Below are 26,049 nucleotides of genomic sequence, written 5' to 3' on the forward strand. Positions count from 1 at the left end.
TTGAATCAAAAAATAAGAATAATTCAGTATGATATGAATATCCTGATTTCATAGAAATTTATGAGAAATCTCCATATCGATGCCACAAAAGGTGTCTTAATTTTTCTGGTTGTATTAGGTCATTACCTTGAAAGGTTAATTGGCTGGAACGAACCTCTAAATCAAGCGATTTTAGGGAGCATTTACTTTGTTCATATGCCAGCTTTTATTTGTATCTCAGGCATGTTTTTTAAAGAAGAGAAAATCCTAGAAAAGTTAATTTACCTTTTATCGTTGTATTTGCCATTTCAACTTTTATTTCAGTTGCTTGATGCCTTCTATAATGGAAGTTTATGGAATTGGTCGTTTCATTTGGTATGGTTTGCTAAGCCTTATTGGGTGCTATGGTATTTATTTGGGATGGTGGCTTGGACGGTTCTCGCTTTTTTCCTAAAAAAGACGGCATATCCAGTTCTGTTTTCAATCGTTTTAGCTTTACTTATTGGATGCTCACCCATCAATAATTACAGCTATTCGATGGGTCGAATTTTCGTATTTTTACCTTTTTTTATGGTGGGGGCGATCTATGGTAAAACCATTTTCCAGTATATTCCGCAGTTGCCTTATGCAAAGTTATTTGCTGTTATCCCATTATTCATCATTACTGCTGTAGCCGCTATAAGTCATTATAGTTATTACTGGCTATTTGGTAGTTTGTCATATTTTCAACTCCATGTAGATCTATGGCAGGGAATACTGATTCGCAGTGTAATTATGTTGCTATCGGCTATGGGTGTTTTGAGTTTATTTGTACTCACTCAAAATTTTAAACAACCTTGGATCGGTTTAGGCCAAAAAACGCTGCCAGTTTATATATTGCATGGTTTTGTAATTATTGTTTTGACTCATCAATTAAGTTTTAAATATTCGGTAGAGATCAATATTTTTATTAGTCTTGTTTTGGCTATCCTCAGTTGTATGGTTTTGCAGTTACAGATATTTGAACGTTTAATTCGCTTCATCTCTTTATTCGTTTATAAACCTTTTATGGCATTACTAGAAATTCTAAATCCAAAAAAAGGGCTTTAATTAAAGCCCTTTTTTATTGATTAACTGCCTTTACTCATTTGCTCAAGTTCATCCCAACGCTCTAATTTTTCAAGCAGTAATTCTTCAATTTCTGCTAGGCGTTGGCTTGCTTGAGTCGCAGCATCTGCATCGGACACAAACCACGAACCATCTGCAAGTTTGTCAGAAAGCTCGGCTTGTTCAACTTCCAGTTTCTCGATTTCGGCAGGAAGTTGCTCAAGTTCACGTTGGTCTTTATAGCTCAATTTCACCTTTTTCACGGTACTTTGAGCGGCAGCTTTTTCAGCTTCAGCTTTTGCTTGAGCTTTCTTAACGTCAGACTTCTGGTCTACTACTTTGTCATCTGGACGTTGTAGTAAGTAATCTTGGTAACCACCAATGTATTCTGCAATATTGCCTTTGCCATCAAATACCCAAGTAGAAGTGACAACGTTATCCATAAATGCACGGTCATGCGAAATGAGTAATAAAGTGCCTTTATATTCAGAAAGCATCTCTTCAAGTAGCTCAAGAGTCACCATATCCAAGTCATTGGTTGGTTCGTCCATCACAATCAGGTTCGATGGCTTAAGCAATAATTTAGCAAGCAAAATACGGTTACGCTCACCACCCGAAAGGGCTTTTACTGGTGTACGTGCGCGTTCAGGTGAGAACAAGAAATCTTGTAAATAGCTGTAGATATGACGACGGTTGCCATTTACATCTACAAAGTCAGAGCCTTCTGAAACGTTTGCCATGACTGTTTTTTCAAGATCTAAGGCATTACGTAATTGATCAAAATAAGCAATTTCTAATTGAGTACCTGTCTTAACAGAACCGCCATGTTCGATTTCACCTAGAATGGCTTTAATTAACGTTGTTTTACCGACACCGTTATCACCTACTAGGCCAATACGGTCACCACGCATGACAAGCGTCGAGAAGTCTTTGATGAGTGGTTTACCATCATAAGATACGCTTAAGTGCTCAATATCAAATACTAATTTACCAGAGCGATTTGCTTCTTGAGTCGCCATGCTCACTTTGCCTTGTTGTGAGCGGCGAGCTTTCGATTCTTCGCGTAACGCTTTTAATGCACGAACACGGCCTTCGTTACGTGTGCGACGTGCCTTAATGCCTTGACGAATCCAAGCCTCTTCTTCAGCTAACTTTTTATCAAATAAAGCATTTTGTTTCTCTTCTGCCTCCATTTGCTGAGCTTTAAGCTCTAGATAACGTGAATAGTTACCTTCGTAGCCACGTAGGATGCCGCGGTCAAGTTCAACAATTCGAGTCGCAATGCTATCTACAAAAGAGCGGTCATGCGAAATAAATAGAAGTGTTAAATTGTTTTGATCGAGTAGGAATTTTTCTAGCCACTCAATACTTTCAACATCTAAATGGTTGGTTGGTTCGTCTAGAAGTAATACGTCTGGCTGCGTTAAAAGAGCACGAGCGAGTAAAACACGACGTTTACGTCCACCAGATAAGTCTGCCAAATCTGCATTTGGGTCGAGTCCCATTTTACTTAATAGGGCATTCACCTTGTTTTCAAGCGCCCAGCCGTCTAGTTGATCTAGCTTGTGCTGAAGGTTACCCATACGGTCACATGCTTCCATGTCTCCTAGCATACAAGCATCGGTTGCTTCATGATAAGCTCTGAGTACTTCAGCAGCTTCTCCTGCGCCGTCTGCCACAATGTCAGCAACTTTGCCAGAGTCCATTGGAACGTCTTGGGCTAACATAGAAACAGTTAAACCATTTTGAATAGAAACTTCACCAGAATCTGGTAATAAGCTTCCCTCGATGAGTTTAAGTAAAGTAGACTTACCTTCACCATTACGCCCAATTAAACAGACTCGTTCGCCACGTTCTAGATTAAAGTTCGCGCCATCGAGCAGGGCAGGTCCGCCAAAAGCAAGTTGGACATCCCTTAGGGTAATATAGGCCATAATGTTTTCCAGAATCTCAAATGAGGATTTAAATGACTAAACCACCATATCATGATGATCAAGCGTCATTTTCCGCACCCATTGAAGATTTGCAAGTGCGAATTACATTTTTGGATGATTTAGTTGAACAATTAAATCAACAACTCGCTATTCAAACTCAGGAAATAGCTGATTTGAAAAAACAAATGCAATTACTTTATCAACGTGTGGAATCTTCGGATTTATCAGAAGGCATTGCACCTTTTGATCCATTAACGAATAAACCCCCGCACTATTAATAAAAAGGCAAGTTCAATACTTGCCTTTTTAACTAGAGGATATTTTTAATTTTAGTTAAAAACCGTGTAAAACAATTTTCCCTTTTGTCTTACCACTCTCAATTTGCTGATGAACCTGTTTTAAGTTTTCTGCATTAATAGGGCTTAAAACTTCAGTCACTGTCGTTTTGATTTTCCCTTCATCAACCAGCTTACTGACTTCATTTAATACTTCACTTTGTTTTTGCATATCTTCAGTTTGAAACATTGAACGCGTAAACATAAACTCCCAGTGCACCGATACAGACTTCGATTTAAATGGTTTAATATCTAACTGCTCAGGGTCATCAATTAAGCCAAAATACCCTTGTGGTGCAATCAACTCTACAATATCTGCTAAATGCTGATCTGTTTGAGTAGTCGAGAACACATATAAAGGTGCATTTAAGCCTAATTGCTTGATTTGTGGTGCTAAAGGTTCACGATGATCTAATACATAGTCGGCACCAAGTTGTTTTACCCATTCCTTCGTTTCAGAGCGTGAAGCTGTCGCAATAATCGTAAGGTTAGTTAATTGCTTAAGAAGTTGAATGGTAATTGAACCTACACCGCCAGCCCCACCAATCACTAAAATAGTCGTATTAACTGGTGCATTTTTTGGAACTTGCAGACGATCAAATAACATCTCCCAAGCCGTGATTGCAGTTAAAGGGAGAGCAGCTGCCTCTGTTGCTTCTAAAATTTTTGGTTTATGACCAACAATACGTTCATCAACCAATTGCAATTCACTATTACTGCCTTGGCGATTTAAAGCGCCTGCATACCAGACCACATCACCTACTTTAAATTGAGTGACTTTATCTCCAGTCGCTTCAACCACACCTACAGCGTCCCAGCCAAGCACTTTCCAGCCAGATTCAGCACTTACATTTTTACGTATTTTGGTATCGACCGGATTTACTGAAATAGCCTGTACGCGAACAAGCAGATCATGGCCCTCTGCAACGGGAGTGTCGAGTTCAATATCTACGAGTGCCTCTGGCGATGTAATAGGCCCTGCTTTTTGATATGCGACAGCTTTCATAATTGTGATTCCTCTTGTTGAGAGTTTGATCATAACGTAAGCTTAAAAATAGTGACTACAGACAAATAACGCTCATAGTGTCAAAAAGGATACTGTAAAATGGCAAAAGCTCGACATTCAAGTTTTGACTGCTCACCGGGTTGCTCAGTTGAAGCCGCGATCAGTTTGATTGATGGCAAATGGAAATGTGTCATTCTTTGGCATTTATTAAATGAAGGAACTTTACGGTTCAATGAAATTCGTAAACGAGTTCCAAGCATTACGCAAAGAATGCTCACCAATCAGCTTCGTGAGTTAGAACAAGATGGCATTATTCATCGCGAGGTTTATCCTCAAGTTCCCCCTAAAGTGGAATATAGCCTGACTGATTTGGGGCGCGGACTGGAGCAGATTCTTCTTGCTCTAAAAACATGGGGAGATGCACATCTGGATCAGTTTGGTAAGTTATCTACTCTTGAAACTGAAAAGAGCGCCTAAATATTGTGCCTAGATTGCTAAGAATATCTATGAGGAAATGTTGTAGTTTTTAACCTCGTCGGTTAATTGGACATTATTTTTATGATGTAACTTGCGTTTTCTGGTCAGCTTATGCAACTCTAATAAAAGAGATTAATAGGTTTTGCTATGGACAATATCGGAATTTGGGTTACCGTTATCATTGTTCTTTTCGTGCTAGGCTCCATTTTTGGTTTAAGAGTGAGTCCACGTGAAAAGGCACTAGGTATTATGCGAGACAAAGCCCGCAAAATGGGGCTACATCCACGCATAATTGCCGCACCTGAATGGACACATGTCCCGATGGCAACTGAAAAGCGTGCCAGCATGGTTGCTTATTATAGTGTATTGATCCCCGATGCTCGTTTAACGCTCATGCGTGCTCGTGTTATAGACGGAAAATTAAAAGTAGTGCAGGGTGATGAGAAATTTAATGATTCTCCCATTGCATTAAAAGGGATTTATGCTATTGATATGCAGGCAAACTGTGTAGGCCTTTATTGGGATGAGGAATCGGACCTAAAAGCCACGCAATTAGATGAGATGAAGGCTTATCTGTTGGCCTTGGCTGAAGCCTGATTTTTAAATTTATTGGTATAGGAATAACATTTTATATGGCGAATACCTCGCGCTCTGCATCTCAAAGCACAGCATCTACTGCCTCTGCTGCACATAAACGTGCCTTAGTGATTGTGGAGTCGCCTGCCAAAGCGAAAACCATCAACAAATATTTAGGTTCGCAGTACATTGTTAAGTCTTCTGTGGGTCACGTACGTGACTTGCCAACAGGCGGCAGCAAATCAACAGAGAAAAAGCCGGCTGCCCGGACAAAACTCACTGAAGCTGAAAAAGAACAAAAAGCTCAATCTGCGCTGATTAATCGTATGGGTGTCGATCCGGAACATGACTGGAAGGCACACTATGAAGTTCTACCTGGCAAAGAAAATGTTGTTGCTGAACTCAAGAAACTTGCAAAAGATGCAGATGCAATCTATCTCGCAACGGACTTGGATAGAGAAGGGGAAGCAATCGCTTGGCACTTACGCGAAGTGATTGGTGGTGACGATAGTCGTTATCACCGTGTGGTATTTAACGAAATTACTAAAAATGCCATTCAAGAAGCATTTAAACAACCAACTCGCTTAGACTTAAACCGTGTGAATGCACAGCAAGCGCGTCGTTTCTTGGACCGCGTTGTGGGTTTCATGGTTTCGCCATTACTTTGGGAAAAGATTGCCCGTGGTTTGTCGGCAGGTCGTGTACAGTCTGTGGCTGTAAAGCTTGTTGTTGAACGTGAACGTGAAATTCGTGCTTTTATTCCAGAAGAATATTGGCAAGTTTTTGCAGATACGCAAGCCAAAAAAGATGACATCCGTCTTGAAGCAGTTAGACAAGCAGGTAAGACGCTTAAACTGAAAAATAAAGCTGAAACTGATGCTTTATTAGAAGTTTTAAAGAACGCTGAATATAAAGTTGCACAGCGTGAAGATAAGCCGACTAAGGTGAATCCGAGCGCACCATATATCACTTCAACTTTACAACAAGCTGCAAGTACACGCTTAGGTTTCTCTGTGAAGAAAACCATGATGCTGGCGCAGCGTTTGTATGAAGCTGGTTTTATTACCTATATGCGTACGGACTCAACATTCTTGAGTGATGACGCTGTAAATATGGTTCGTGCTCATATTGAAAGCCAGTTTGGTGAGAAATACTTACCGGCAAAACCAAATCGCTATGGTAATAAAGCGGGTGCTCAAGAAGCCCATGAAGCAATTCGTCCGTCAAATGTTGCACTTACAGGTGACCAGCTTGCAGGTGTAGAGCGTGATGCTCAGCGTTTGTATGATTTGATTTGGCGTCAATTTGTTGCTTGCCAAATGACACCAGCAGAATACCTATCTTCAACTTTAACCGTTGAAGCGGGCAATGTTGAATTAAAGGCAAAAGGCCGTACGCTTGTATTTGATGGCTTTACAAAAGTTCGTGGTGCTAACAAATCTGACGACGACATTATTTTACCTGCAATTAAAGTAGGTGAAATTTTAAAATTAGAGAAGCTAGACCCAAGTCAGCACTTTACCAAGCCACCAGCTCGTTTTACTGAAGCATCTTTAGTAAAAGAACTTGAAAAGCGTGGTATAGGCCGTCCGTCAACTTATGCTGCCATTATTTCTACGATTCAAGAACGTGGTTATGTCAAATTAGAAAATCGCCGTCTCTTTGCAGAGAAGATGGGCGAGATCGTGACAGATCGTCTTGATGAAAGTTTTAATAACCTGATGAACTATGCGTTTACAGCCGACCTTGAAGGACAGCTCGATAAAGTTGCTACAGGTGAGCGCAACTGGAAAGAATTGTTAGACACATTCTATGGTGATTTTAAAAAGCGTTTGACCAATGCTCAAGGCGAGCAAGGCATGCGCCGTAATCAGCCAGTTGAAGTACCAGCAGTACATTGCCCTGAATGTTCACGTCCAATGCAAATTCGTACGGGTACAACAGGCGTGTTCTTAGGGTGTTCAGGTTATAACTTACCACCTAAAGAACGTTGTAAAGGAACCTTGAACTTAACGCCAGTTGAGTCTTTAGCAGCGTTATCTGATGATGATGGAGCTGAAACGGCTGACTTGATGTCAAAGCATCGTTGTCCAAAATGCGGTACAGCAATGGACAGCTACGTCATTGATGGTGGTCGCAAACTACATGTCTGTGGTAACAACCCAGATTGTGATGGTTATGAGCTTGAAGAAGGCGAGTTCAAGATTAAGGGTTATGATGGCCCAACTATTCCATGTGATAAATGTGATGGTGAAATGCAGCTTAAAACTGGTCGCTTCGGCCCGTATTTCGCTTGTACAAGCTGTGACAATACTCGTAAAGTCTTGAAGAGTGGTCAACCTGCACCACCACGTGTAGAACCAATCAAGATGGAACATTTGCGTTCAACCAAGCATGATGACTATTTCGTGTTACGTGATGGCGCGGCTGGTCTGTTCTTGGCTGCAAGTAAGTTCCCGAAAATTCGTGAAACACGTGCACCAAAAGTTGCTGAGCTTCGTAGTGTGGCTGACCAACTTGATCCAAAATACCAGTTTATTTTACAAGCTCCAGATGTAGACCCTGAAGGTAATCCAACTATTGTGAAGTTTAGTCGTAAGAACCAATCACAGTATGTAGGATCTGAAACACCAGAAGGTAAACAAACTAAATGGAGTCTGATTTATCAAGACGGTAAATGGATTGAAGGCTAAATAAGACAGATGAAAAATGCTAGCTCAGCTAGCATTTTTTATATCAACAACAATAAAAGAAAATTTAATTTTTATGGGGAAAAAGAATGTGGAAAAACATTCGGATTTTGTGTTTATTGATTATTTTATTAATCGTTGCGGTTCAGGCATGGCGTGACCAGAACCAAGATTGGAACCAGCCTGTTATCGTGGTATTGCACCCAGTAAATGCGGATGGCTTACAAACCACACAAGCTTATATTCATCAGCTACAAAACGCTGATTTCCAAACACTCAAAAGCTATTTACGTGAATGGTCACAGCATTATCGTGGGCAGCCCAGCAATTTTGAAATTCGTTTAGGTCAAGAACTACAGCAAAGACCACCTGTGGTTCCGCAAAATGCCAATATCCTGAATGTAATTTGGTGGAGTTTAAAGTTTCGTTTTTATGCGTGGCGACAACAACAGTCTGAAGATAGCGGAGCATCACTCAAGCTTTATTTAAATTATTATGATCCAAGTTATCAAAAAGTTTTGGTGCATTCGACTGCTTTAGAAAAAGGCCGTATTGGTAGCGTTAATTTGTTTGCTACACGTGAGCAGGCATCAGAAAATCAGGTCGTTCTTGTTCATGAGCTGTTGCATGGCTTTGGCGCAAAAGATAAATATGATTTAAAAACAGGCCAGCCGATCTATCCATTAGGTTATGCAGAACCTGAAAAAGTGCCTCTTTACCCACAAAAGTTAACAGAAATCATGGGTGGTCGAACGCCATTGTCTGAGCAGACCAATAAAATGCCGAGTGATTTACAAGAAACAGTCATAGGTTTACCAACAGCTCAAGAAATTGGTTGGTTGAAATAAAATTGTGGATAAATACTGTTTTATCCACATCAATTGTTAATAAACGATGCAGATCTTATACAGACAATAAATGTGAAGTACATCACTATAATGACATTATATATACTTCCTAATACCTGATAATAAGAGTAGCCATGATGAAAACTGTAGGTAATGATTTAGTTCGTAATCAGCTACATGCTGATCGTAAATGGTATCTAATATTAGGCTTTGTGCTCATTATTTTCGGTTTAGTCTTATTTAGCTCATTACCATTTGCAACATTTTCGGTTGTTTTCCTATTTGGTATTTTAATGATGATAGGTGGTGTTCTGCATTTGATTGCTGCCTTAAGTGTATTTAAAGGTGGTAGCCGATGGCTTTGGGCACTTTTCGGGGTGCTATATTTAATGGCTGGCTATTACGCATTTTCTACACCTGTGACTACAGCTGTGGTTTTAACTAGCCTGTTATCGATTGCACTGATTATTGCTGGGGTAATCCGCACCATAAATGCATTTTTATTAAGGCCAATTGCAGGGTGGGGCTGGACCTTATTTTCAGGATTATTAACCCTCGCTACAGGTATTTTAATTTTAGTTTCTAAGGACTCACCATTTTGGGTGCTAGGAATGTTTTTGGCAGTAGATATTTTATTTCAGGGCATTAACTTTTTAGGGCTTGCTTCTGCAATTAAACATTTACCTTCTAGCTCAAAAACAGTTTCTTAAATTAAATAGCGAATAAAAGGGCACTTAAGGTGTCCTTTTTTGTTTTTAGTGTGCTAGGGTCCATGTCGTGGCATGGGTCTGTTAAACTAGGCCTTGGTGTTTTAGCGATGTGTGTTATGAGTCTTGCAAAGTTAATTAATGAATTAAATGCTCAGCAAAAAAAGGCAGCAACGACTACGGCTCAAAACTGTCTGGTTTTGGCTGGAGCGGGCTGTGGCAAGACTAAAACCATTGTTGCTCGCGCAGCTTATTTAATTGATCAGGGATTACCTGCAAATCAAATCCAGATTTTAACTTTCACTCGCCGTGCTGCGAGTGAAATTGTGGCAAGGGTTGAACAGCATGTTGGAGCACAAGCCAAAGGCCTTCGTGCATCAACCTTTCATACCTTTTGCATGTACTTGCTGCGTCGTAATCCACAAGCGTTTGGTTTAACCCAATTTAGTATTATTGATCGTGATGATCAGTTACTCATGTTTCGCTTATTGAGAGGCAAAGACAAAGATAACGTTTTGCCTAAAGCAGCAGAGCTGTGTGATTTGTATTCTTATGCCCGCAATACGCAATCTAAGCTTTCTGAGGCATTACTCAAGCAATTACCTGAAGCATATGAGTACAAGGCACAAATTGCGGAGCTAATGAAAACTTATGAGCAACGTAAAAGAGAGCGTAACTTTTTAGACTATGACGATATTTTGTCGATTGTCGCTGTTCATTTGCAAAATTCTGAACCACTAACAGATTGGGTTGCTGGTTTCTGCCAAGCTTTATTGGTCGATGAAATGCAAGATACCAACCCTTTACAGTGGGCTCTTTTGCAGCCACTCATTGGTAAGGTGAAATTATTTTGTGTGGGTGACGATGCTCAGTCAATTTACGGTTTTCGTGGGGCCGATTTTGAAAACATCCATTCTTTTAAAGAACGGATTCCTGATGCGGTTATTCATACTTTAGATTTAAATTACCGCTCAACTCAAGAAATATTAGACTTATCAAACTGGTTATTGGCGCATAGCCCAATCGATTATGAAAAACAGCTACAGGCATATCGTGGCAAAGGGCAAAAGCCACAACTGCATTTGTTTGGTAATGAATTTGAAGAAGCCAATTGGATTGCACAAGACTTAATAGAGCGACATCAGCAGGGTGCAAATTGGTACGACCATATGGTGTTAGTTCGTTCTGGCTACAGCGCTCGCTATTTGGAAGGGGCATTTATTGCTGCTGAAATTCCGTATCGTTTTATTGGGGGCGTAAAGTTACTGGAATCCGCACATGTAAAAGATGTGCTCAGTCTCTTACGTATTGTGAGTAACCCGCAGGATGACTTAGCGTGGATGCGCTTTTTAACCTTATGGGATGGCATTGGTGACGTTGGGGCCAGTAAGTTAGCACAAGAGTTAATGGGTATTGCTGAAGTTGAAGAGCGTTGTCAGCGTTTGGAGCGTCATGGAAAAGTCCCTTTACAGGCTATTTTGATTTTGAAGCAGCTTGATGTGTTACAGCAGCATGTTGAAGCAAGTATTGGTTTGGCACTCGATGCCCTAAGTGAACAGTTAGAGCAAAACTATAAAACGAAAGACTGGTCACGTCGCGCTAGAGATTTTGATCTGGTTAAACAACTGGCGCGTAAGCATGCCTCACTTGGTGAGTTTCTTGAAGAATATGTGCTTGAACCTATTTCAGTTTCTGAAATTGAAAAAGCGGGCGATGATGATTTAGTGACCTTAATTACAATTCATTCGGCTAAAGGTGCAGAGCAAAAAGTATGTTATGTACCGCATGTCTCGCCAAATCAGTTTCCATATGCGCGTGCGCAGGGTGATTTTGATGATGTCGAAGAAGAGCGCCGCGTATTGTATGTTGCATTAACACGTGCGGAAAATGAATTGATTTTGACGAAGCAAAATCTTAATACATGGTCACAAGACACGTATGATGAACAAGGTCGTAAAATCGAAAGTTATTTCCTAAATGATCTACCTGCGCATTTAGTTCAGGCAAAAATTCATCGTCAAGTTCCACAGCCATTTGCCAAAAAACAATGGAACACTTCACGAACAGTAAACTTAGGTTTTGGTATCGATCTCGACTAAACTACTGTATAAGACACTGTGAATACTCAAATGTATATTGGCCTTTGTTTTGAAGGCCAATGAAGGTTGGAAAATGAAAATATTAGTTCGTAATTTAGATCGTTTAGTGACTGAAGCTGAAGTTTTAGAGCTGTTTAAGGCTTATGGTAAAGTTGAGTCTTGTGTCGTTGTAACCGATAAAGAGACAGGTAAATCAAAAGGTTTTGGCTTTGTCGAAATGCCGAATCCGCGTGAAGCGATCAAAGCCATTAAAGGCTTAAATACACTTAAAGTAAAAGGTTACGGAATTCGCGTTAAAGCCGCTGAAGAGTAATGCTTTTATGCAACAATTTTTAGCTCTTTCTGTGGTTGCTCCAAATGGAACCCGTATAGCCCAAGGTGTAAAGACACTGGAAGTTTGTTCATGGGTGCCTACAGAGTTGCCTCTTAAAGATCTATTAATTGTTGAAAACCAGAATTTTTTAATCAATGATGATGAAGAAGAGGGGATAGCTGTCGCTTTGGTCGATGTTGCCTCTATTCATGTTTGGCAAAATGATGAGATTGAACCTGCCTGTGCTACTAGTTGGAGTGAAGGATATTTCGCTTGGGTTCTGAGTAATGTGCGTCCATTGAAGCAGAAGTTGAAAGTGCAGGCTAAACGAAAAATTTATCAAGTCGCTTTGGATTTTCCATAAATAACGTTGATTTTATCAATGGAGTCGTTAAGCTAAGAATAGCCACATTGATGGCAATTTTAGAACAGGAAAGTTTAGTTATGTCACGTGTTGCTCGTTATCATGCCGATCGTACCAATCAAAAACTCTATTTTGCGCGCTTAGCGTGTCAACAAGCAGAGCAAACTGATCATGTACAGCAGGTGCAAGCGTATCGTGAAACAGCTGTCTTTCACTTGCATGGTGCGATGCTGGCATTTTTGCAAGAACTGGTACGTTACTACCGTTTAAACGATTCACAGCCGACATTAAAATCGATTGAAGAACATATGGCGGCAAAAGGACAGGTTTCTCCTGAAGTTTCTGTTTTGCAGCAATTGGCCAAAGATGGTTTTGTGGCAGAGTTAAAACGTGCTTACCGTATGTGCCAATATGCACCGGAACCCACTGAACCAACACCGGAAGAAGAAACATCTTCTAATTTGATCATTAAAGTGACTCAGGGACCCCAGTCATGGTTACCTGATGTGAAAATTTTGCGTGAATGGCATAGAGAGTTAAGTCATTTAATTGATGGTTTTCGTAACGAAATGGTCGAGTTCTAAAATTAAACTGTCTGAGCGCTTGAAATTTAATCCCAGTGCGCCTATATAAATAAGACGAGAGATGCAAAGTGCAAGGGTGCTTTGCCACCATGTTGAAACATGGAGGAAGTATATGTCTATACAGCAATTGAAAGAGTTATTTGGAAATCAAGAAGCAGTGTTGGAGTTAGTCCAACTCGAAGGTGGTGAGCTCGCCTTGCGTAATGCTGGTTCTGAAAAAGAGCCTTTGGTTAAAATTCAATTTAGTGATGAACTAAAAGAGATATTAGGCGAGCAAACGCCTATCGTTGCCCAACATATGATTCAAGCTGCTTTATTTGGACTGCTCGAAAAGCAGGTCAATGAATGGCAGGCTGAAGTTGTAGATGAGCAGCCTAAATTCCTAAGTTAAAAAAAGCGTACTCTTGAGTACGCTTTTTTGTATGCGTTAATGATGTGTTGACTGATGCGCGAGTTCGATTTGATTTAAAATATGATGGCTCATATTCTTTGCCATTTCTTCTTTTGCATAGAAGACTTCGCCAATATTTTCATGTCGAATGACGGCAGCTTCTTCTTTACTTTCTGCACAAATTAAAACCTGAATTTGAGGGTTTAATTGTTTGGCAATATCTACAATTCGGTGAATATCTAAAATATCCATAGGGGAAATCACCAATAGTCGTGCATGCATGATATGAGCCTGAATTAAAACACCAGGTTCAGTTGCGACACCACTCACGGCAGCAATATTTGCTTGACGCAGCTTTTCTACAATTTCACGATTTTCTTCTGCAATTACGACTTTAATATTCTGATTAATTAAATTTTCAGTAATACGTCGTCCAACACCACCATACCCTACAATCACCACTTGATCGCGTAGATAAGCTTGGTCAACTTCATCTGGCAACATCGCGAGTGGATCACCACTGCGCTCGAGAAGTCGTGCTAAATGAGAGCGTTCACGAATCCAGCGTTGTACAGGTTCAACTCCCGAGAAAACAAAAGAGTTAAGCGTAATTGAGAACAAGGCACCTGCTAAAATCAGGTTTTGAGCTTCTAGCGTTAATAGACCTAAAGAAACACCTAGCGTTGCCAAAATAAATGAGAACTCACCAATTTGTGCAAGGCTGGCCCCGACGGTCAAAGCAGTATTAATTGGATAGCGGAAGAATAAAACCAACGCCATTGCAGCAAGCGTTTTACCCACCATAATAATCGCGATAACTGCCAAAATATGCAGTGGACGCTCGATAAGGATATGTGGATCAAACAACATTCCTACCGAAACGAAGAATAAAATCGAGAAAATTTCACGTAAAGGAAGGGTTTCTTCTTCTGCACGGTGGCTAAAGTCTGATTCTTTTACGACCATACCCGCAAAGAACGCCCCTAGCGCCATTGAAACCCCAAAGATGGCATAAGAGCCATAGGCAATCGAAACAGCTGCTGCTACAACGGTCAGCGTAAATAGCTCTCTTGAACCTAAACGCGCAACAAACTGCATAATGATAGGAACAACACGCTTACCTACAATCAGCATAAAGGCAATAAAGCCAATCACTTTTAATAGGGTGATTCCAAGCGTTAGCCAGATGTTTCCTTCTGCGCCTGCCGGTGCTTTTCCACCAAGTAAAACCGCTGTAGCTGGAAGAAGTACTAAAACAAGTACCATCACTAAATCTTCAACTAACAGCCAACCTACAGCAATTTTGCCGTTTACAGAGTCTAAAAGACCACGGTCTCCTAAAGCTTTTAATAATACAACGGTACTCGCACACGATAAGCTTAAGCCAAAAACCAATGCTGAACCAAAGCTCCAGCCCCATAACATTGAAACGCCAACGCCAAGTAAGGTGGCAACGGCTATCTGTAAAATTGCACCAGGTAAGGCAATACGTCGAACTTGTAAAAGATCATTTAATGAAAAATGCATCCCAACGCCAAACATGAGGAACATTACACCAAGTTCAGCAAGTTGGTTTGCAAGATGAATATCTGCTTCTATGCCAGGGGTATTAGGACTAATAATAATTCCGGCAATTAAATAGCCGATAAGAGGGGGAAGTCGTAGTCGGGCGGCAATATAGCCAAAAAAGAGGGCAACGCCGAAACCAACAGCAAGTAAAATAATTAAATCTACGTCATGCGGCACTAAAAACTCCTTTTACGTGAGTTAGGCTAAAGACAAGCATAAAAAATGCCAAGGCGGAATATGTAGAAAGTTTAACAAAAAGGCGGGTATAAAAAAAATGCAAAAAAAAACGACTTCTTAAAGAAGTCGTTTTTTTCGACGCTAAAATTATTTGATTTTAGCTTCTTTGAAAATCACGTGTTGACGGATTTTTGGATCAAATTTTTTGATTTCCATTTTTTCCGGCATAGTACGTTTGTTTTTAGTCGTGGTATAGAAATAACCTGTACCAGCTGAAGAAACGAGACGAATCTTATCACGCATTGCTCAGACTCCTTAGATCTTTTGACCTTGAGCACGAAGGTCTGCAACAACCTTTTCGATACCCAATTTGTCAATAATACGCATACCTTTAGTGGTTAAACGAAGACGTACAAAACGTTTTTCGCTTTCTAACCAGAAACGGTGGTGGTGCAGGTTCGGCTCGAACCGGCGCTTGGTTTTGTTGTTGGCGTGTGAGACGTTGTTACCAACGACTGGACGCTTGCCGGTAACTTGGCAAACCTTAGACATGGTGTAACTCCATTGATTTAGCCAACAGCAAATCTGTGGCCAGTCATACTAAATGTAAACGGATGAATTCATTCAAGGGGCGTTTTATACCAAAAATACGATTAAAAGACAAGCGAAATTGGTAAAAACGAGGCATGATCTAGTGTAACAGATCATGCCTTGATCAGTTAACGCAACAAGGTTTTCGAAATGAAGCGATGAATTGGTTTATTGAACGGTGGAAGAATGTATTTCAGGCTATAAAGTTTTGGATTTGACATCACCGAACGTTCATGTGAAAGCCCAAAAAAGCCTTCTGGTCCATGATATTTGCCCATACCTGATGCCCCAATTCCGCCAAATGGCAAGTCATCTTGAGCAACATGGGTAATGACCATGTTAATTCCGAAATGTCCTGAATGAGTATGCTGCGAGATATAATCGGCGCGTGCCTGATCATAGTCAAAATAATACATTGCTAAAGGACGTGGACGACTATTAATGAACTCAATGACCTCTTCTATTTGGTCATATTCTAAAATTGGTAGCACAGGGCCAAAAATTTCATTTTGCATGATATCCATTGCAGTCGTTACACCAGTCACTAAAGTTGGTGGAATTTTGCGGACATCATCTAAAATTTCATTTTGCGGATTGATTTCAACAATACGAGCACCCTGATCACGGGCATTTTCAAGATAACCTTGAATCCGGTTGTACTGTTTATCATTAATAATAGAAGTGTAGTCTTGGTTGTTGCGGAAATGAGGATACATTCCAGCCACAATCAATTTAAAGTTCTCGATAAATTCGGCAGTTTTCCCGCGTGGCAAGAAAATATGGTCGGGTGCAACGCAAGTTTGGCCTGCATTCCATAGTTTACCTACAGCAATACGCTGTGCGACATCTTTCATATCTACAGAAGCATGTACCAGAGCAGGGGATTTACCACCCAACTCAAGAATAACTGGCACAAGGTTTTGAGCTGCGGCTGCCATGACTGTTTTACCAACGGAAGTTGAGCCTGTGAAAATCATTTTGTCGAAAGGCAGATGACTAAACGCATCAGAAATGACGCCACCGCCGTTTACTACAGCAACCAGTTCTTGTGGGAAAGCTTCAGAAAGTGCATTTTCAAGAATCTGTCCAAAATTTGGAGATGCACTCGAAATTTTGATCATGGCATGGTTGCCGGCAGCTAAAGCACAGATGAGTGGACCAACAGACAGTAGTAACGGGTAGTTCCATGGTGTAATAATGCCAATTACACCCATTGGTTGATATTGTACCCAACCTTTTGCTGGTTGATGTAATACACTGATATGGCGTTTTGATGGTTTCATCCATCCGGTTAGGTTCTTACTGTAATACTTGATTTGTTCAAGACAAGTAAGTAACTCACCAATTTTGGTTTCCATAATGGCACGATTGCCATAATCAAGGTTAATTGCTTCGGCAATCTGATCTTGATATTTTACCAAGACTTTTTTAAGACGAGCTAAACGATCAATACGCTCTTTAGCAGTGGGTACCGGATGACGTAAGTAGGCAATCTTTTGCTGCTCAAGCAAATCTTGTAAATGCTTAACATCATAAAGAACCTGAGTCTCTGGATTTGTTTTTGTTTGACTGTTCATCGGTACTTACCAAATATACTGATATACTTATTTTTTAGAGTAAATACTCTAAAGAGTCAAGTTGGTTTCTGTATGCAAGTCTTAACCATATGAATTAACGAAGGTTATTAAAATGTCTCTACCTAAAGCTCTGAAGACAAAAGACCGGATTTTACAAATCAGTTTGCAGCTCTTTAATGAGCGTGGCGAACGGTCTGTCACTACCAATCATATTGCTGCAGAGCTGGGGATCAGTCCTGGAAACTTGTATTATCACTTTCGAAACAAGCATGAAATTATTAAGGAATTAATGTATCAGTATCAGGTCGAGACTTTAGAAATGCTCTCTTTACCTGAAGACAGACCATTAACCACCAACGACAAAATTAGTTATTTTCAGGTGCTCAGCGGTCAGTTGTGGAACTATCGCTTTATTCATCGCGATGTTTATCACTTAGTGGAAAGTAACGAAGACTTTAAGAAAATCTATCCGCGCTTTGCGGGGCAGGTGATGCAGCAAGGACAAAGAATTTATCAGGCCTTTGTCGATGCGGGTCTTATGAAAATGACAGCTTCCGAAATTGAAGCTTTAATTATTAACCTCTGGATTGTCTTAACCAACTGGACCAACTTTTTATATATGTCCGGCCATATTAGTGACAATAACCACCTTGAGGAAAAATGGGTTTGGCAAGCATTACGCCAAATGGTTTTCTTAGAGGGTCCTTATCTAATGGGTGAAAGCCGTGCGACTTATGAACAATTGCTCGAATCACTTGGACCTTCTGATCTTTTTGCAAGCTTGTCATCCTTAAAAGATGAATAGTTGTGCTTGCTTATTTAGAGCGCTAGAATACTCGGCTTATTAAAAATTTGTCTCAATTAAGTGATATTAACAAAATGAATATGACCACTGCCAATACAGCCCGTTTACTGATTACTTGTGAAGACAAGCCTGGGATCGTACAGGCTGTATCGAGCTTTTTGTACCATCAAGGTGCAAACATTACCGCGCTTGATCAATATGCGACGGAAGCTCAAGGCGGACGTTATTTCATGCGTGTTGAATTTGAACTTGATCATTTACAGTCGCGTAAAGATGCATTAATTCAAACATTTGCTGCCAACGTTGCTGAACGTTATGGCATGCAATGGCGTCTTGCTTTCGTAAACGAAATTAAAAAGGTTGGTATTTTAGTTTCTAAAGTCGACCATGCTTTGCTTGAGTTATTATGGCGTCATGCGCGTGGTTCTTTACCTTGTGAAATTACGCATGTGATTTCTAACCATGAAGATTTACGTGAATCTGTTGAGAACTTTGGTATTCCGTTTACTGTAATTAAAGTAACCAAAGACAATAAAGCCGAAGCTTATGCTCAAATTGATGAAATGATGCAAGGTAACGACTTATTAGTTCTTGCACGTTACATGCAGATTTTAAGCGAAGATTTTGTTGCAAAATGGGAAATGAAAATCATCAATATTCACCATTCATTCTTACCTGCTTTCGTTGGGGCAAACCCATATAAGCAAGCCTATGAAAAAGGTGTGAAGTTGATTGGTGCAACAGCTCACTATGTGACTGCTGACCTAGACCAAGGCCCGATTATTGAGCAAGACGTTGAACGTGTAAGCCATGATTATAACGTTGAGCAGTTACGTGAGCTTGGTGAAGATGTAGAACGTAATGTATTGGCTCGTGCTGTTAAATGGCATTTGGAAGACCGCATTATTGTAGATGGTAATAAGACAGTTGTTTTCTAATTACCTTATATTTTTAAAAGCACACTTTTGAGTGTGCTTTTTTATGGCTAAAATAAATTTAAAATGTTATAACATAACCTTAATTTGATGTTCTATTGGTTATTCTCAATATTGTAACTACTTAATGTTTTTTTAAGTTGAGCACGATTTGATAAGTAGTCTATGGAACTAACAAATTTTAGTGTGTTGTCTAAGCATGAGAAAAGTAAGGTGATATCACTTTATGAAGTTAGATTGCACAATACTAGGAAATGTTTTTCGCAAAAAATTAGTTGCAAATGAAAACACTTCTCATTTATTATTGTGGCACTTTATTGTTCTATCCGATGTTTGAAATCGTTTCTATAAATTGAAGTCGAGATCATCATCCATTAGGTAATTAGATTCTTATGAGTCAATCTTCCGCAGCCTTAAACTCTCCCAATCCGATGAAAAAGAAAGTCATCACGGCCCTAATTGCGGTTGCAATTGGTCATATCGGGGTCTTATGGGCAGTTAGCCACATTAAGCCTGCTGAACTAAAGCCAATTGACAAGAAGCCTTTACAAGTCCGCTTTGTAAAAATTCAAGAACAACCAAAACCTTTACCACCGAAACCAAAAGAACCGCCTAAAAAGCCGGAACCCAAAAAAGAAGTGAAAGAGGTAAAGGTTGTTGAGAAACCTGTGATTCCACCTAAACCAGTGGAAAAAATTCAGCAGGTGAAAAAGGCTGAAACTCCTAAACAAACAGTAAAGACAGAACCTAAAGTTGAACCAAAAGTAGTTACTCCAACGACTACTGTGACTGAAAAAGTCGTTGAAAAGCCAAAACCAGTGGTACAAGAAGCACCTAAAGCTCAACCTGCGCCAGATCCATCACCGAAACATGTTTCAATTGGTGGTTCAGGTGTGCAGTGGAGTCGCTCACCACGTTTGACTGTTTCACCAAAAGATTTACAAGGCGAAGCGCGTTCAGTTGTTGTACTCATTGAAGCCGATGAAAAAGGCAAGATTACTAATGTGCGCGTAACCCGAAGCAGCGGCATTTCAAGTCTAGATGACAAAGTAGTCCGTGCTGTACGTGGTGCAAAATTTAAACCTTATATGGAAAACGGTGTTGCTTATCCAATTAAAGCAGAGCAACCGTTTGATTTAACCCCTTAAACGAATTTGAGTCCCAACGGCTAACCTTAATCAGGAGTTCGAATATGAACTTTTCAATCTATTGGCAACATGCAGATGCAGTGAGTAAAACCCTGTATTTCATCTTATTGGCAATGTCGATTGCTACCTGGACAGTTTTCATCTTACGTTTGATGGGGACTCGCCAACTAAAACAACAAGCTTATGCTCAACTCTCTAAAGCTATTAGTTCGCTAAAAGCGAAGTTACAGCCTTTGAGTTTTGAACAGCGTAAAGCAGTTGCAGAGCAAGCATTATTGCGCCAAATTTCTGCTGAAAAAGTCAATGCTGAGAAAGGTATTTCTGTTTTAGGAACAATTGCTTCAATTGCACCATTTGTTGGTTTGTTTGGTACGGTATGGGGTATTTTCCACGCGTTGGTTGCTGTAGGTAAGAGCGGACAAGCAGGATTGGCTCAAGTGGCTACACCAGTAGGTGAAGCACTTATTATGACTGGTCTTGGTCTTGCAGTTGCGATTCCTGCGGTATTGGCTTATAACATTTGTGTACGTGCTAACCGTGGTCTTGCTCATGATTTACAAGATCAAGCACACAGTTTGTTAATTGATACGATGTTGCAGCAAGACTCAACTGTAAAGTCTGATGTTAAAACTGCAGAGCAAAGTTATGTTGGAGGTCAAGCTTAATGGCTTTTCAATTGGGTGAAGACCACGATAGTGGCATAAATGAGATGAACCTCATTCCGCTAATCGACATTATGTTGGTGTTAATGATCATCTTTTTGGTCACAGCAACAGTTGCCAACCCATCGATTCCATTAACACTGCCTAAAACAACTGCTGAAATTATTGATCCACCACCAAAAGCAATTACGATTAGTATCAATGCAAATGGTGAAGTGGCTTGGGATACTCAAGTAATTAGTCTTGATGAGCTTCAAAAACGTTTCCAAGAAGCAGGTCAAGGTGCGGTTAAACCAACCGTTCAACTTCGTGCTGATAAAGAGTCGAAGTACGATACTGTGGCTCAGGTAATGTCTCGCGCCAGTGAAGCCGGACTGAGCGATATTGCCTTTGTCAGTGAAAACTAAAATTTAGTTTACTCAATAAAAAAGCAACCAATTTGGTTGCTTTTTTATTGCTCTGATTTATTGATCTTTCATCAGATGCTGGAATTTACTATATAGCTTAAGTAGCTTAGGTGGAATCGCAAAGTTGCAATAACCTTGTGAAGGGTTCTTTGCATAGTAATTCTGATGATATTCTTCGGCTGGATAGAATGTCGGGACAGGAGACAGCTCAGTCACAATATCAAGATCATCATCTTTTAATGTTTGAATCGTGTGTTCTGCTGCCTGTTTTTGCTCTTCATTATAATAATAAATAACAGAGCGGTACTGAGTACCAATATCATTACCTTGGCGGTTTAAAGTCGTTGGATCATGCGTTGCAAAGAAGACATCAAGTAACTGAGAATATGTAACTTGTTGTTCATCAAAGTCAATAAGGACCACTTCAGCATGCTGAGTGTCACCTTGACATACTTGCTCATAAGTTGGCTGAGTTGTATGCCCACCAGCATAACCACTTGTTACTTTTTCTACACCACGTATTTGTAAAAATACGGCTTCGACGCACCAAAAACAGCCGCCGCCAAATAATGCCTGTTGCATTGTTTTTCCCTCTATTTCCTGCCTATTACAATAGGGTCTATCTATCTAGATTACAAAGTAAAGCGTGTATAAAAAAGTAAAGAAAAAGAGAATAACTTATTTAGTTTTCGATAGCCACCAACAGATCCTCTATATTTAAAGGGTTTTTAAATAAGCTTCTAAATTGGAGAATGTTCCATTAAATCCTTGCGTCATTCCATCGCGTGCAGAATCAAAAGTTGAGTTACCAATATCGTCAGAGTTCCACGGTTGCCAAGTAATTGTGACTTTTGTTTTATTATCAATATCTTCAAAAGTTGTGGTTGCTAACATTTCTAATGGCCATGTCGGTGACATAGGGTGTCGTGTGTTGTTACCGTCTTTGTCTGAAAAAGATTGAATAAACGTTAATCGCTCATTGGGTACAATCTCACGAAACACTTGCTTACCCCACATTTGTGTTCCATCGGGTCCTTCTAACCCATAGTGATAAGTTCCACCAACTCCAAAATCCATTGAGGTATGAATGATTTTGAAATTTTTTGGACTCATCCAATTTTGTAAGTGATTCATATCAGTATGAACCTTGAATACAAGATCACGAGGTGCATTGAATACTTTAGAAATACTAAATGGCGTAATTTTTTCTGTCATGATTATTTTCCTTTAATTAGAAAACTGGTTAATTTAAGTTATGGAGTTACTTTGTGATTCTTGCAAATTATTTTCAAAGTTAACAAAGTGTTTTTCTGATATTTGGCGAAAATGAGCTTATAAAATATTAAGCAGACTCTAGTCAGCTTTGGGTAAACCTTGTCGCACAATTTGAGAGAAGTGTTCACTACTCTGATCTGAAAGTTGTTCAAAATGCTCAGTACGTGGATTGATATGCGCGATTTGATACCACTGCTTTAAACTAATATTTTGATTAAGCGCTTTAAGATCATATAAATAATTAGGTAGATAACCAGAGGCTATTAAACGATAATCTTTAGGAAGCTGATATGGGTTAATGGCTTGAACCATATCAAAAATCAAGGTTGTACAATTACTTGTGAGAGTGTTATACCATTTTGGCTGTGCACGTAGCTCATCTGACTTTTTAAGATATTCTAAAAATAACGCTTTTTGTTCTGAACGTGGCATATTGACTGGGAAATTATAAACTTGCTCTTTACGGATGTTGCTACGCGTGTAGACAATATCCTTTTCATCAGATGCAATTAAGCTCAGTTCATATTTTCTAAAAAAGCCACCCACTGCCGAAAACTCTTCAGTTTTTTCTTTGCGAATCTCGATTGAAAAAACTAAAGGCTGTTGATTCTTAAATTCGAAACTGACGAGTGTATGGGCAATTTGTGGCCCCATCCAGTAAGAGGTAATAATATTTATGCCATTTAACTGGTTCAGGTCAAAAGTACGGGTTTCCCAGCGAACGTCATAAGTACCATCGGGATGCCAGTTGAAGTTACGGACATTATGCAAAGTAATAACATCGCCGTGTTTTTCGTAACTTAGCATATTGGCAACTTCAGGGTTCCAGTCACGGTCTTGACGTGCAGTAATTGAGAAATACCAAACCAGAGAACAGGCAAAAGCTAAAAGATAAATTAAGATATCTGTACGACGGCTAATAATATGACCATTGAAATATAAGCCAGCCATACTTAATGCAAAGGCAATCCATATGCCGATAATAATACGGCTACCTAACCAGCCAAAAGGTTGTTGCACCCAAAGCGCTAAACATACCCAAATACTGGAAAGCACAATAAACAACGTGAATAAACCATGTAAAGCGCCGAAGAGGAGGGCGATAATAAATTCACGTGTTCCGATATTGTGCATAGGCGGCCATAAAATTATTTTTTATAAGTTGCAAATTCGAATGAAGTTCCTGTTTTTTCATCTACTTGCTGCTCGCTCGCAGTTTTATGAAATTCACTCGGTATAGTTGGATAATGTGCATCACCTTGGACATCTAAGTCAACATGAGTGAGCTCGAGACGGTCTGCAATTGACAAGGTTTGCTTAAATATTTCACCACCACCAATGATGAAAAGCGCCTGCTTTTCAGTGTTTTTGGCGTCTTCTAAAGCTGCGTTTAAAGCATCTTCAATTGAATACGCAATTTTTACGCCGTCAAAGTGCCAGTTAATGTCACGGGTAATCACCCAGTTCACACGGTTCGGTAGAGCACGGCCCATAGACTCAAGAGTCTTACGGCCCATGATGACCACACCACCTTGGGTGATTTCTTTAAAATGTTTTAAGTCGGCAGAGATATGCCATGGCAACGCATTGCCTTTACCAATACAGTGATTTTTGTCCATTGCGACAACGTGGACAACTTCTACATTTTGCCATGCCATAATCTTATTCTCTAAACCGTAATCTAATGAAATTTAAGCCGTCGTTATACTGCAACCGGAGCTTTAATTGCTGGATGTGACTCGTAACCTACAATCTCGATATCTTCAAATTTGAAATCGAAAAGGTCTTTAACTTCCGGATTAAGTTTTAATTGGCAAAGTGGTAATGGTTCACGCGTTAATTGTAGTCGTGCCTGCTCGAAATGGTTGGCATAAAGATGCGTATCGCCACCTGTCCAAACAAAATCACCTACGCCTAAACCGCACACTTGAGCAATCATATGGGTGAGTAAGGCATAGCTAGCAATATTAAATGGCACGCCCAAGAACACGTCAGCACTACGTTGATAAAGCTGGCATGACAATTTGTTGTCTTGTACGAAAAATTGGAAGAGTGTGTGGCAAGGTGGCAATGCAACTTGTCCTGCTTCATTCGGGTTCCAGCCAGAAACGATTAAACGGCGCGAATTTGGGTTAGTTTTGATTTCGTTAATTAACCATTTAATTTGGTCAAAGCCATCTTGATTATAAGTACCGTCAGCATTTTTAGTTGCGCCGAAATTACGCCATTGGTGGCCATAAACTGGGCCTAGTTCATGTTCTGGGCGGCCAAAACGAGCTGTTTGTTCTGCTGTAGCCCATTCGTCCCAAATTGAAACTTTATTGTCTTTTAAATATTGGACGTTGGTGTCGCCTTTTAAAAACCAAAGTAACTCAATCACAATAGAACGGAAGTGAACTTTTTTTGTGGTGAGTAAAGGAAAACCTTTAGAGAGATCAAAACGCATTTGATGACCAAATACAGAACGGGTTCCTGTGCCTGTACGGTCGCCTTTGTCACCGCCATTATCAAGGATATGTTGTAGTAGGTCTAAATATGCACGCATAACACTCTCGAGTTCGGATTAATTCCATAAAATAAAGGGGGGAGATAGCTCAACGATAAATAATTACGCAATAGAGCTGCTTCATCATGAACCATTGAAGATGATACCTGTTGTAGCTCAAGATGAAAATCTAAAAATAGTTCTATGGCATTTCAAGAGGCGTAATTATTCAAAACGCTTGGCACGATTTTGATAAATTGAAACAAGAAAAAATCCAACCAGTACAAAGCCTAAAGCTTGTATCGTTGCGATCGAATTGTGTTGAGGGGGCAATAACCACATCACAATAACAACAATAAGGAGAGGGTAAATTCTAAGCAGAAACTGGAATTTAGATTTATATGAGCTGTGCTCTAGAATTTTTGTTTGTAAATATTGCCCGAAATGAAGCCCGAACCCTAACACGAGGCTAAGAACAGTGTAAGTCGATGATAAAGACTGAACTTGATTGGCTGCATAAATTGCAGCACAAACGACAATAATGAAGATGAGTTTAATGTGACGCGGTGCGTTGTACCAATAAGCCAACATAAAACGGGAGCCTATTTGTTAAATAACGATTGTGGTGAAAAAATAAAAGCAGCAAGCGCCATAAATGCAATGCCTTGAACGCCCCAAATAAGTAAGTTAGGCATGGCTTTCACAAAAATAAGTGCAAACAAGAGGGCAATAGGGACCCATGTAAATAGACGGTAAAGTAAACCGGTTGGGTTGCTTTGAGCAAAATGCAATTTAAAGTAACGGCAGATTAAAAAAATAACCCCAGTTCCCGTAAACATTAAAATGGTATCTAATGGCAATGGTTGATATTGATATAACCCAATACAGATTAGGAGGGTAATAATTAAAATGATTAATTTTTTAAAAGTCGGGACTTGCTTGTTAAACCAGAATTCCAGCATGGTGTATCTTCTTTCTTGGGAGATAAAAACTGTAGCATAAAAAAGAGGAGCCGAAACTCCTCTGATT

At 39.9% G+C, this 26,049-nt stretch carries 30 protein-coding genes; 17 read left to right on the forward strand and 13 right to left on the reverse strand.

All coding sequences use genetic code 11. The features are described from left to right. Positions 1–60: 60 nt before the first annotated feature. Positions 61–1,068 (forward strand): acyltransferase family protein, encoded by a 1,008-nt coding sequence (locus tag RMA95_RS02740; protein WP_311069527.1) that lies wholly within the window; start codon positions 61–63, stop codon positions 1,066–1,068. Between the two features lie 20 nt (positions 1,069–1,088). On the opposite strand, the gene RMA95_RS02745 is transcribed toward RMA95_RS02740, so the two are convergent. Beyond that, positions 1,089–2,999 carry an ATP-binding cassette domain-containing protein gene (locus RMA95_RS02745; protein ID WP_311069528.1) on the reverse strand — a complete coding sequence of 637 codons (1,911 nt, stop codon included), beginning with the start codon at positions 2,997–2,999 and terminating at the stop codon, positions 1,089–1,091. A 32-nt stretch (positions 3,000–3,031) separates the two neighbouring features. On the opposite strand from RMA95_RS02745, the gene RMA95_RS02750 reads away from it, so the two are divergent. Beyond that, a complete protein-coding gene (locus RMA95_RS02750; protein WP_002053395.1) occupies positions 3,032–3,277 on the forward strand; it encodes a SlyX family protein in 246 nt (81 codons plus the stop codon). 55 nt (positions 3,278–3,332) lie between these two features. Here the strand turns inward: RMA95_RS02750 and RMA95_RS02755 are convergent, their stop codons facing one another. Further along, the gene (locus tag RMA95_RS02755) at positions 3,333–4,340 is read right to left on the reverse strand and encodes a zinc-binding alcohol dehydrogenase family protein (protein ID WP_311069529.1); all 1,008 of its coding nucleotides are present in this window, start codon (positions 4,338–4,340) and stop codon (positions 3,333–3,335) included. Positions 4,341–4,439: 99 nt separating this feature from the next. Here RMA95_RS02755 and RMA95_RS02760 point away from each other — a divergent pair, with 99 nt between their 5' ends. The 10 genes from RMA95_RS02760 to RMA95_RS02805 all read left to right on the forward strand — a co-directional run bounded on the left by RMA95_RS02760 (position 4,440) and on the right by RMA95_RS02805 (position 13,389). Further along, positions 4,440–4,817 (forward strand): helix-turn-helix domain-containing protein, encoded by a 378-nt coding sequence (locus RMA95_RS02760; RefSeq protein ID WP_212284977.1) that lies wholly within the window; start codon positions 4,440–4,442, stop codon positions 4,815–4,817. A 147-nt stretch (positions 4,818–4,964) separates the two neighbouring features. Continuing rightward, the gene (locus tag RMA95_RS02765; RefSeq protein WP_002053270.1) at positions 4,965–5,414 is read left to right on the forward strand and encodes a hypothetical protein; all 450 of its coding nucleotides are present in this window, start codon (positions 4,965–4,967) and stop codon (positions 5,412–5,414) included. 35 nt (positions 5,415–5,449) lie between these two features. Further along, positions 5,450–8,086, forward strand: a complete 2,637-nt coding sequence (topA, locus tag RMA95_RS02770; protein WP_311069530.1) for a type I DNA topoisomerase — start codon at positions 5,450–5,452, stop codon at positions 8,084–8,086. 86 nt (positions 8,087–8,172) lie between these two features. Continuing rightward, on the forward strand, positions 8,173–8,931 hold the full coding sequence (locus tag RMA95_RS02775) for a hypothetical protein (RefSeq protein WP_311069531.1): 759 nt from the start codon (positions 8,173–8,175) through the stop codon (positions 8,929–8,931). Positions 8,932–9,068: 137 nt separating this feature from the next. Further along, positions 9,069–9,641, forward strand: coding sequence for an HdeD family acid-resistance protein (locus RMA95_RS02780; protein ID WP_049066792.1), 573 nt, complete (start codon positions 9,069–9,071; stop codon positions 9,639–9,641). 116 nt (positions 9,642–9,757) lie between these two features. Further along, positions 9,758–11,737 (forward strand): ATP-dependent helicase, encoded by a 1,980-nt coding sequence (locus RMA95_RS02785; RefSeq protein ID WP_311069613.1) that lies wholly within the window; start codon positions 9,758–9,760, stop codon positions 11,735–11,737. Positions 11,738–11,810: 73 nt separating this feature from the next. After that, entirely contained in the window at positions 11,811–12,050 is a 240-nt protein-coding gene (locus RMA95_RS02790; protein WP_004698872.1) for an RNA-binding protein, read from the forward strand. Between the two features lie 7 nt (positions 12,051–12,057). Beyond that, complete coding sequence (locus RMA95_RS02795; RefSeq protein WP_311069533.1) at positions 12,058–12,414, forward strand: ASCH domain-containing protein; 357 nt, start codon at positions 12,058–12,060, stop codon at positions 12,412–12,414. An 80-nt stretch (positions 12,415–12,494) separates the two neighbouring features. Beyond that, positions 12,495–12,998 (forward strand): DUF6586 family protein, encoded by a 504-nt coding sequence (locus RMA95_RS02800; protein WP_004710685.1) that lies wholly within the window; start codon positions 12,495–12,497, stop codon positions 12,996–12,998. Between the two features lie 112 nt (positions 12,999–13,110). Then, positions 13,111–13,389 carry a hypothetical protein gene (locus RMA95_RS02805; protein WP_002053465.1) on the forward strand — a complete coding sequence of 93 codons (279 nt, stop codon included), beginning with the start codon at positions 13,111–13,113 and terminating at the stop codon, positions 13,387–13,389. 36 nt (positions 13,390–13,425) lie between these two features. Here RMA95_RS02805 and RMA95_RS02810 read toward each other — a convergent pair whose 3' ends face one another. The 4 genes from RMA95_RS02810 to RMA95_RS02825 form a co-directional block, all read right to left on the reverse strand. Next, entirely contained in the window at positions 13,426–15,135 is a 1,710-nt protein-coding gene (locus RMA95_RS02810) for a cation:proton antiporter (protein ID WP_311069534.1), read from the reverse strand. Between the two features lie 147 nt (positions 15,136–15,282). Continuing rightward, positions 15,283–15,438: a 50S ribosomal protein L33 gene (gene rpmG, locus RMA95_RS02815; RefSeq protein ID WP_001205031.1), complete on the reverse strand. Its 156-nt coding sequence runs from the start codon at positions 15,436–15,438 to the stop codon at positions 15,283–15,285. 12 nt (positions 15,439–15,450) lie between these two features. Beyond that, positions 15,451–15,687 carry a 50S ribosomal protein L28 gene (gene rpmB / locus RMA95_RS02820; RefSeq protein WP_000048256.1) on the reverse strand — a complete coding sequence of 79 codons (237 nt, stop codon included), beginning with the start codon at positions 15,685–15,687 and terminating at the stop codon, positions 15,451–15,453. Between the two features lie 167 nt (positions 15,688–15,854). Further along, complete coding sequence (locus RMA95_RS02825; RefSeq protein ID WP_311069535.1) at positions 15,855–17,303, reverse strand: coniferyl aldehyde dehydrogenase; 1,449 nt, start codon at positions 17,301–17,303, stop codon at positions 15,855–15,857. Positions 17,304–17,415: 112 nt separating this feature from the next. Between RMA95_RS02825 and RMA95_RS02830 the strand changes: the two genes are divergently transcribed. The 5 genes from RMA95_RS02830 to RMA95_RS02850 all read left to right on the forward strand — a co-directional run bounded on the left by RMA95_RS02830 (position 17,416) and on the right by RMA95_RS02850 (position 21,260). After that, positions 17,416–18,108: a TetR/AcrR family transcriptional regulator gene (locus RMA95_RS02830; protein ID WP_263612870.1), complete on the forward strand. Its 693-nt coding sequence runs from the start codon at positions 17,416–17,418 to the stop codon at positions 18,106–18,108. Positions 18,109–18,182: 74 nt separating this feature from the next. Further along, positions 18,183–19,046 (forward strand): formyltetrahydrofolate deformylase, encoded by an 864-nt coding sequence (gene purU, locus RMA95_RS02835; RefSeq protein WP_005066088.1) that lies wholly within the window; start codon positions 18,183–18,185, stop codon positions 19,044–19,046. 389 nt (positions 19,047–19,435) lie between these two features. Further along, positions 19,436–20,191, forward strand: coding sequence for a TonB family protein (locus RMA95_RS02840; RefSeq protein ID WP_311069537.1), 756 nt, complete (start codon positions 19,436–19,438; stop codon positions 20,189–20,191). Positions 20,192–20,235: 44 nt separating this feature from the next. Further along, positions 20,236–20,856: a MotA/TolQ/ExbB proton channel family protein gene (locus tag RMA95_RS02845; protein ID WP_002053291.1), complete on the forward strand. Its 621-nt coding sequence runs from the start codon at positions 20,236–20,238 to the stop codon at positions 20,854–20,856. Continuing rightward, positions 20,856–21,260 (forward strand): biopolymer transporter ExbD, encoded by a 405-nt coding sequence (locus RMA95_RS02850; protein WP_002053449.1) that lies wholly within the window; start codon positions 20,856–20,858, stop codon positions 21,258–21,260. The genes RMA95_RS02845 and RMA95_RS02850 overlap by 1 nt, the downstream gene beginning before the upstream one ends. Before the next feature lie 57 nt (positions 21,261–21,317). Here RMA95_RS02850 and msrA read toward each other — a convergent pair whose 3' ends face one another. From msrA to RMA95_RS02885, 7 genes are all read right to left on the reverse strand, one after another. Further along, complete coding sequence (msrA, locus tag RMA95_RS02855; protein ID WP_032048138.1) at positions 21,318–21,842, reverse strand: peptide-methionine (S)-S-oxide reductase MsrA; 525 nt, start codon at positions 21,840–21,842, stop codon at positions 21,318–21,320. Positions 21,843–21,977: 135 nt separating this feature from the next. Continuing rightward, a complete protein-coding gene (locus RMA95_RS02860; RefSeq protein ID WP_032048139.1) occupies positions 21,978–22,475 on the reverse strand; it encodes an SRPBCC domain-containing protein in 498 nt (165 codons plus the stop codon). Positions 22,476–22,613: 138 nt separating this feature from the next. After that, positions 22,614–23,669 (reverse strand): DUF4105 domain-containing protein, encoded by a 1,056-nt coding sequence (locus RMA95_RS02865; protein WP_311069539.1) that lies wholly within the window; start codon positions 23,667–23,669, stop codon positions 22,614–22,616. Between the two features lie 14 nt (positions 23,670–23,683). Beyond that, a complete protein-coding gene (locus RMA95_RS02870) occupies positions 23,684–24,193 on the reverse strand; it encodes a dihydrofolate reductase (RefSeq protein WP_032048141.1) in 510 nt (169 codons plus the stop codon). A 44-nt stretch (positions 24,194–24,237) separates the two neighbouring features. Beyond that, positions 24,238–25,080: a thymidylate synthase gene (gene thyA / locus RMA95_RS02875; RefSeq protein ID WP_002115009.1), complete on the reverse strand. Its 843-nt coding sequence runs from the start codon at positions 25,078–25,080 to the stop codon at positions 24,238–24,240. A 165-nt stretch (positions 25,081–25,245) separates the two neighbouring features. Next, complete coding sequence (locus RMA95_RS02880) at positions 25,246–25,611, reverse strand: hypothetical protein (RefSeq protein WP_311069540.1); 366 nt, start codon at positions 25,609–25,611, stop codon at positions 25,246–25,248. An 11-nt stretch (positions 25,612–25,622) separates the two neighbouring features. Beyond that, positions 25,623–25,982, reverse strand: a complete 360-nt coding sequence (locus RMA95_RS02885; protein WP_209048604.1) for a hypothetical protein — start codon at positions 25,980–25,982, stop codon at positions 25,623–25,625. Between the last annotated feature and the right edge of the window lie 67 nt (positions 25,983–26,049).

This window comes from Acinetobacter sp. V110_1, assembly GCF_031798975.1.
Taxonomy (GTDB): Bacteria; Pseudomonadota; Gammaproteobacteria; order Pseudomonadales; family Moraxellaceae; genus Acinetobacter; species Acinetobacter nosocomialis_A.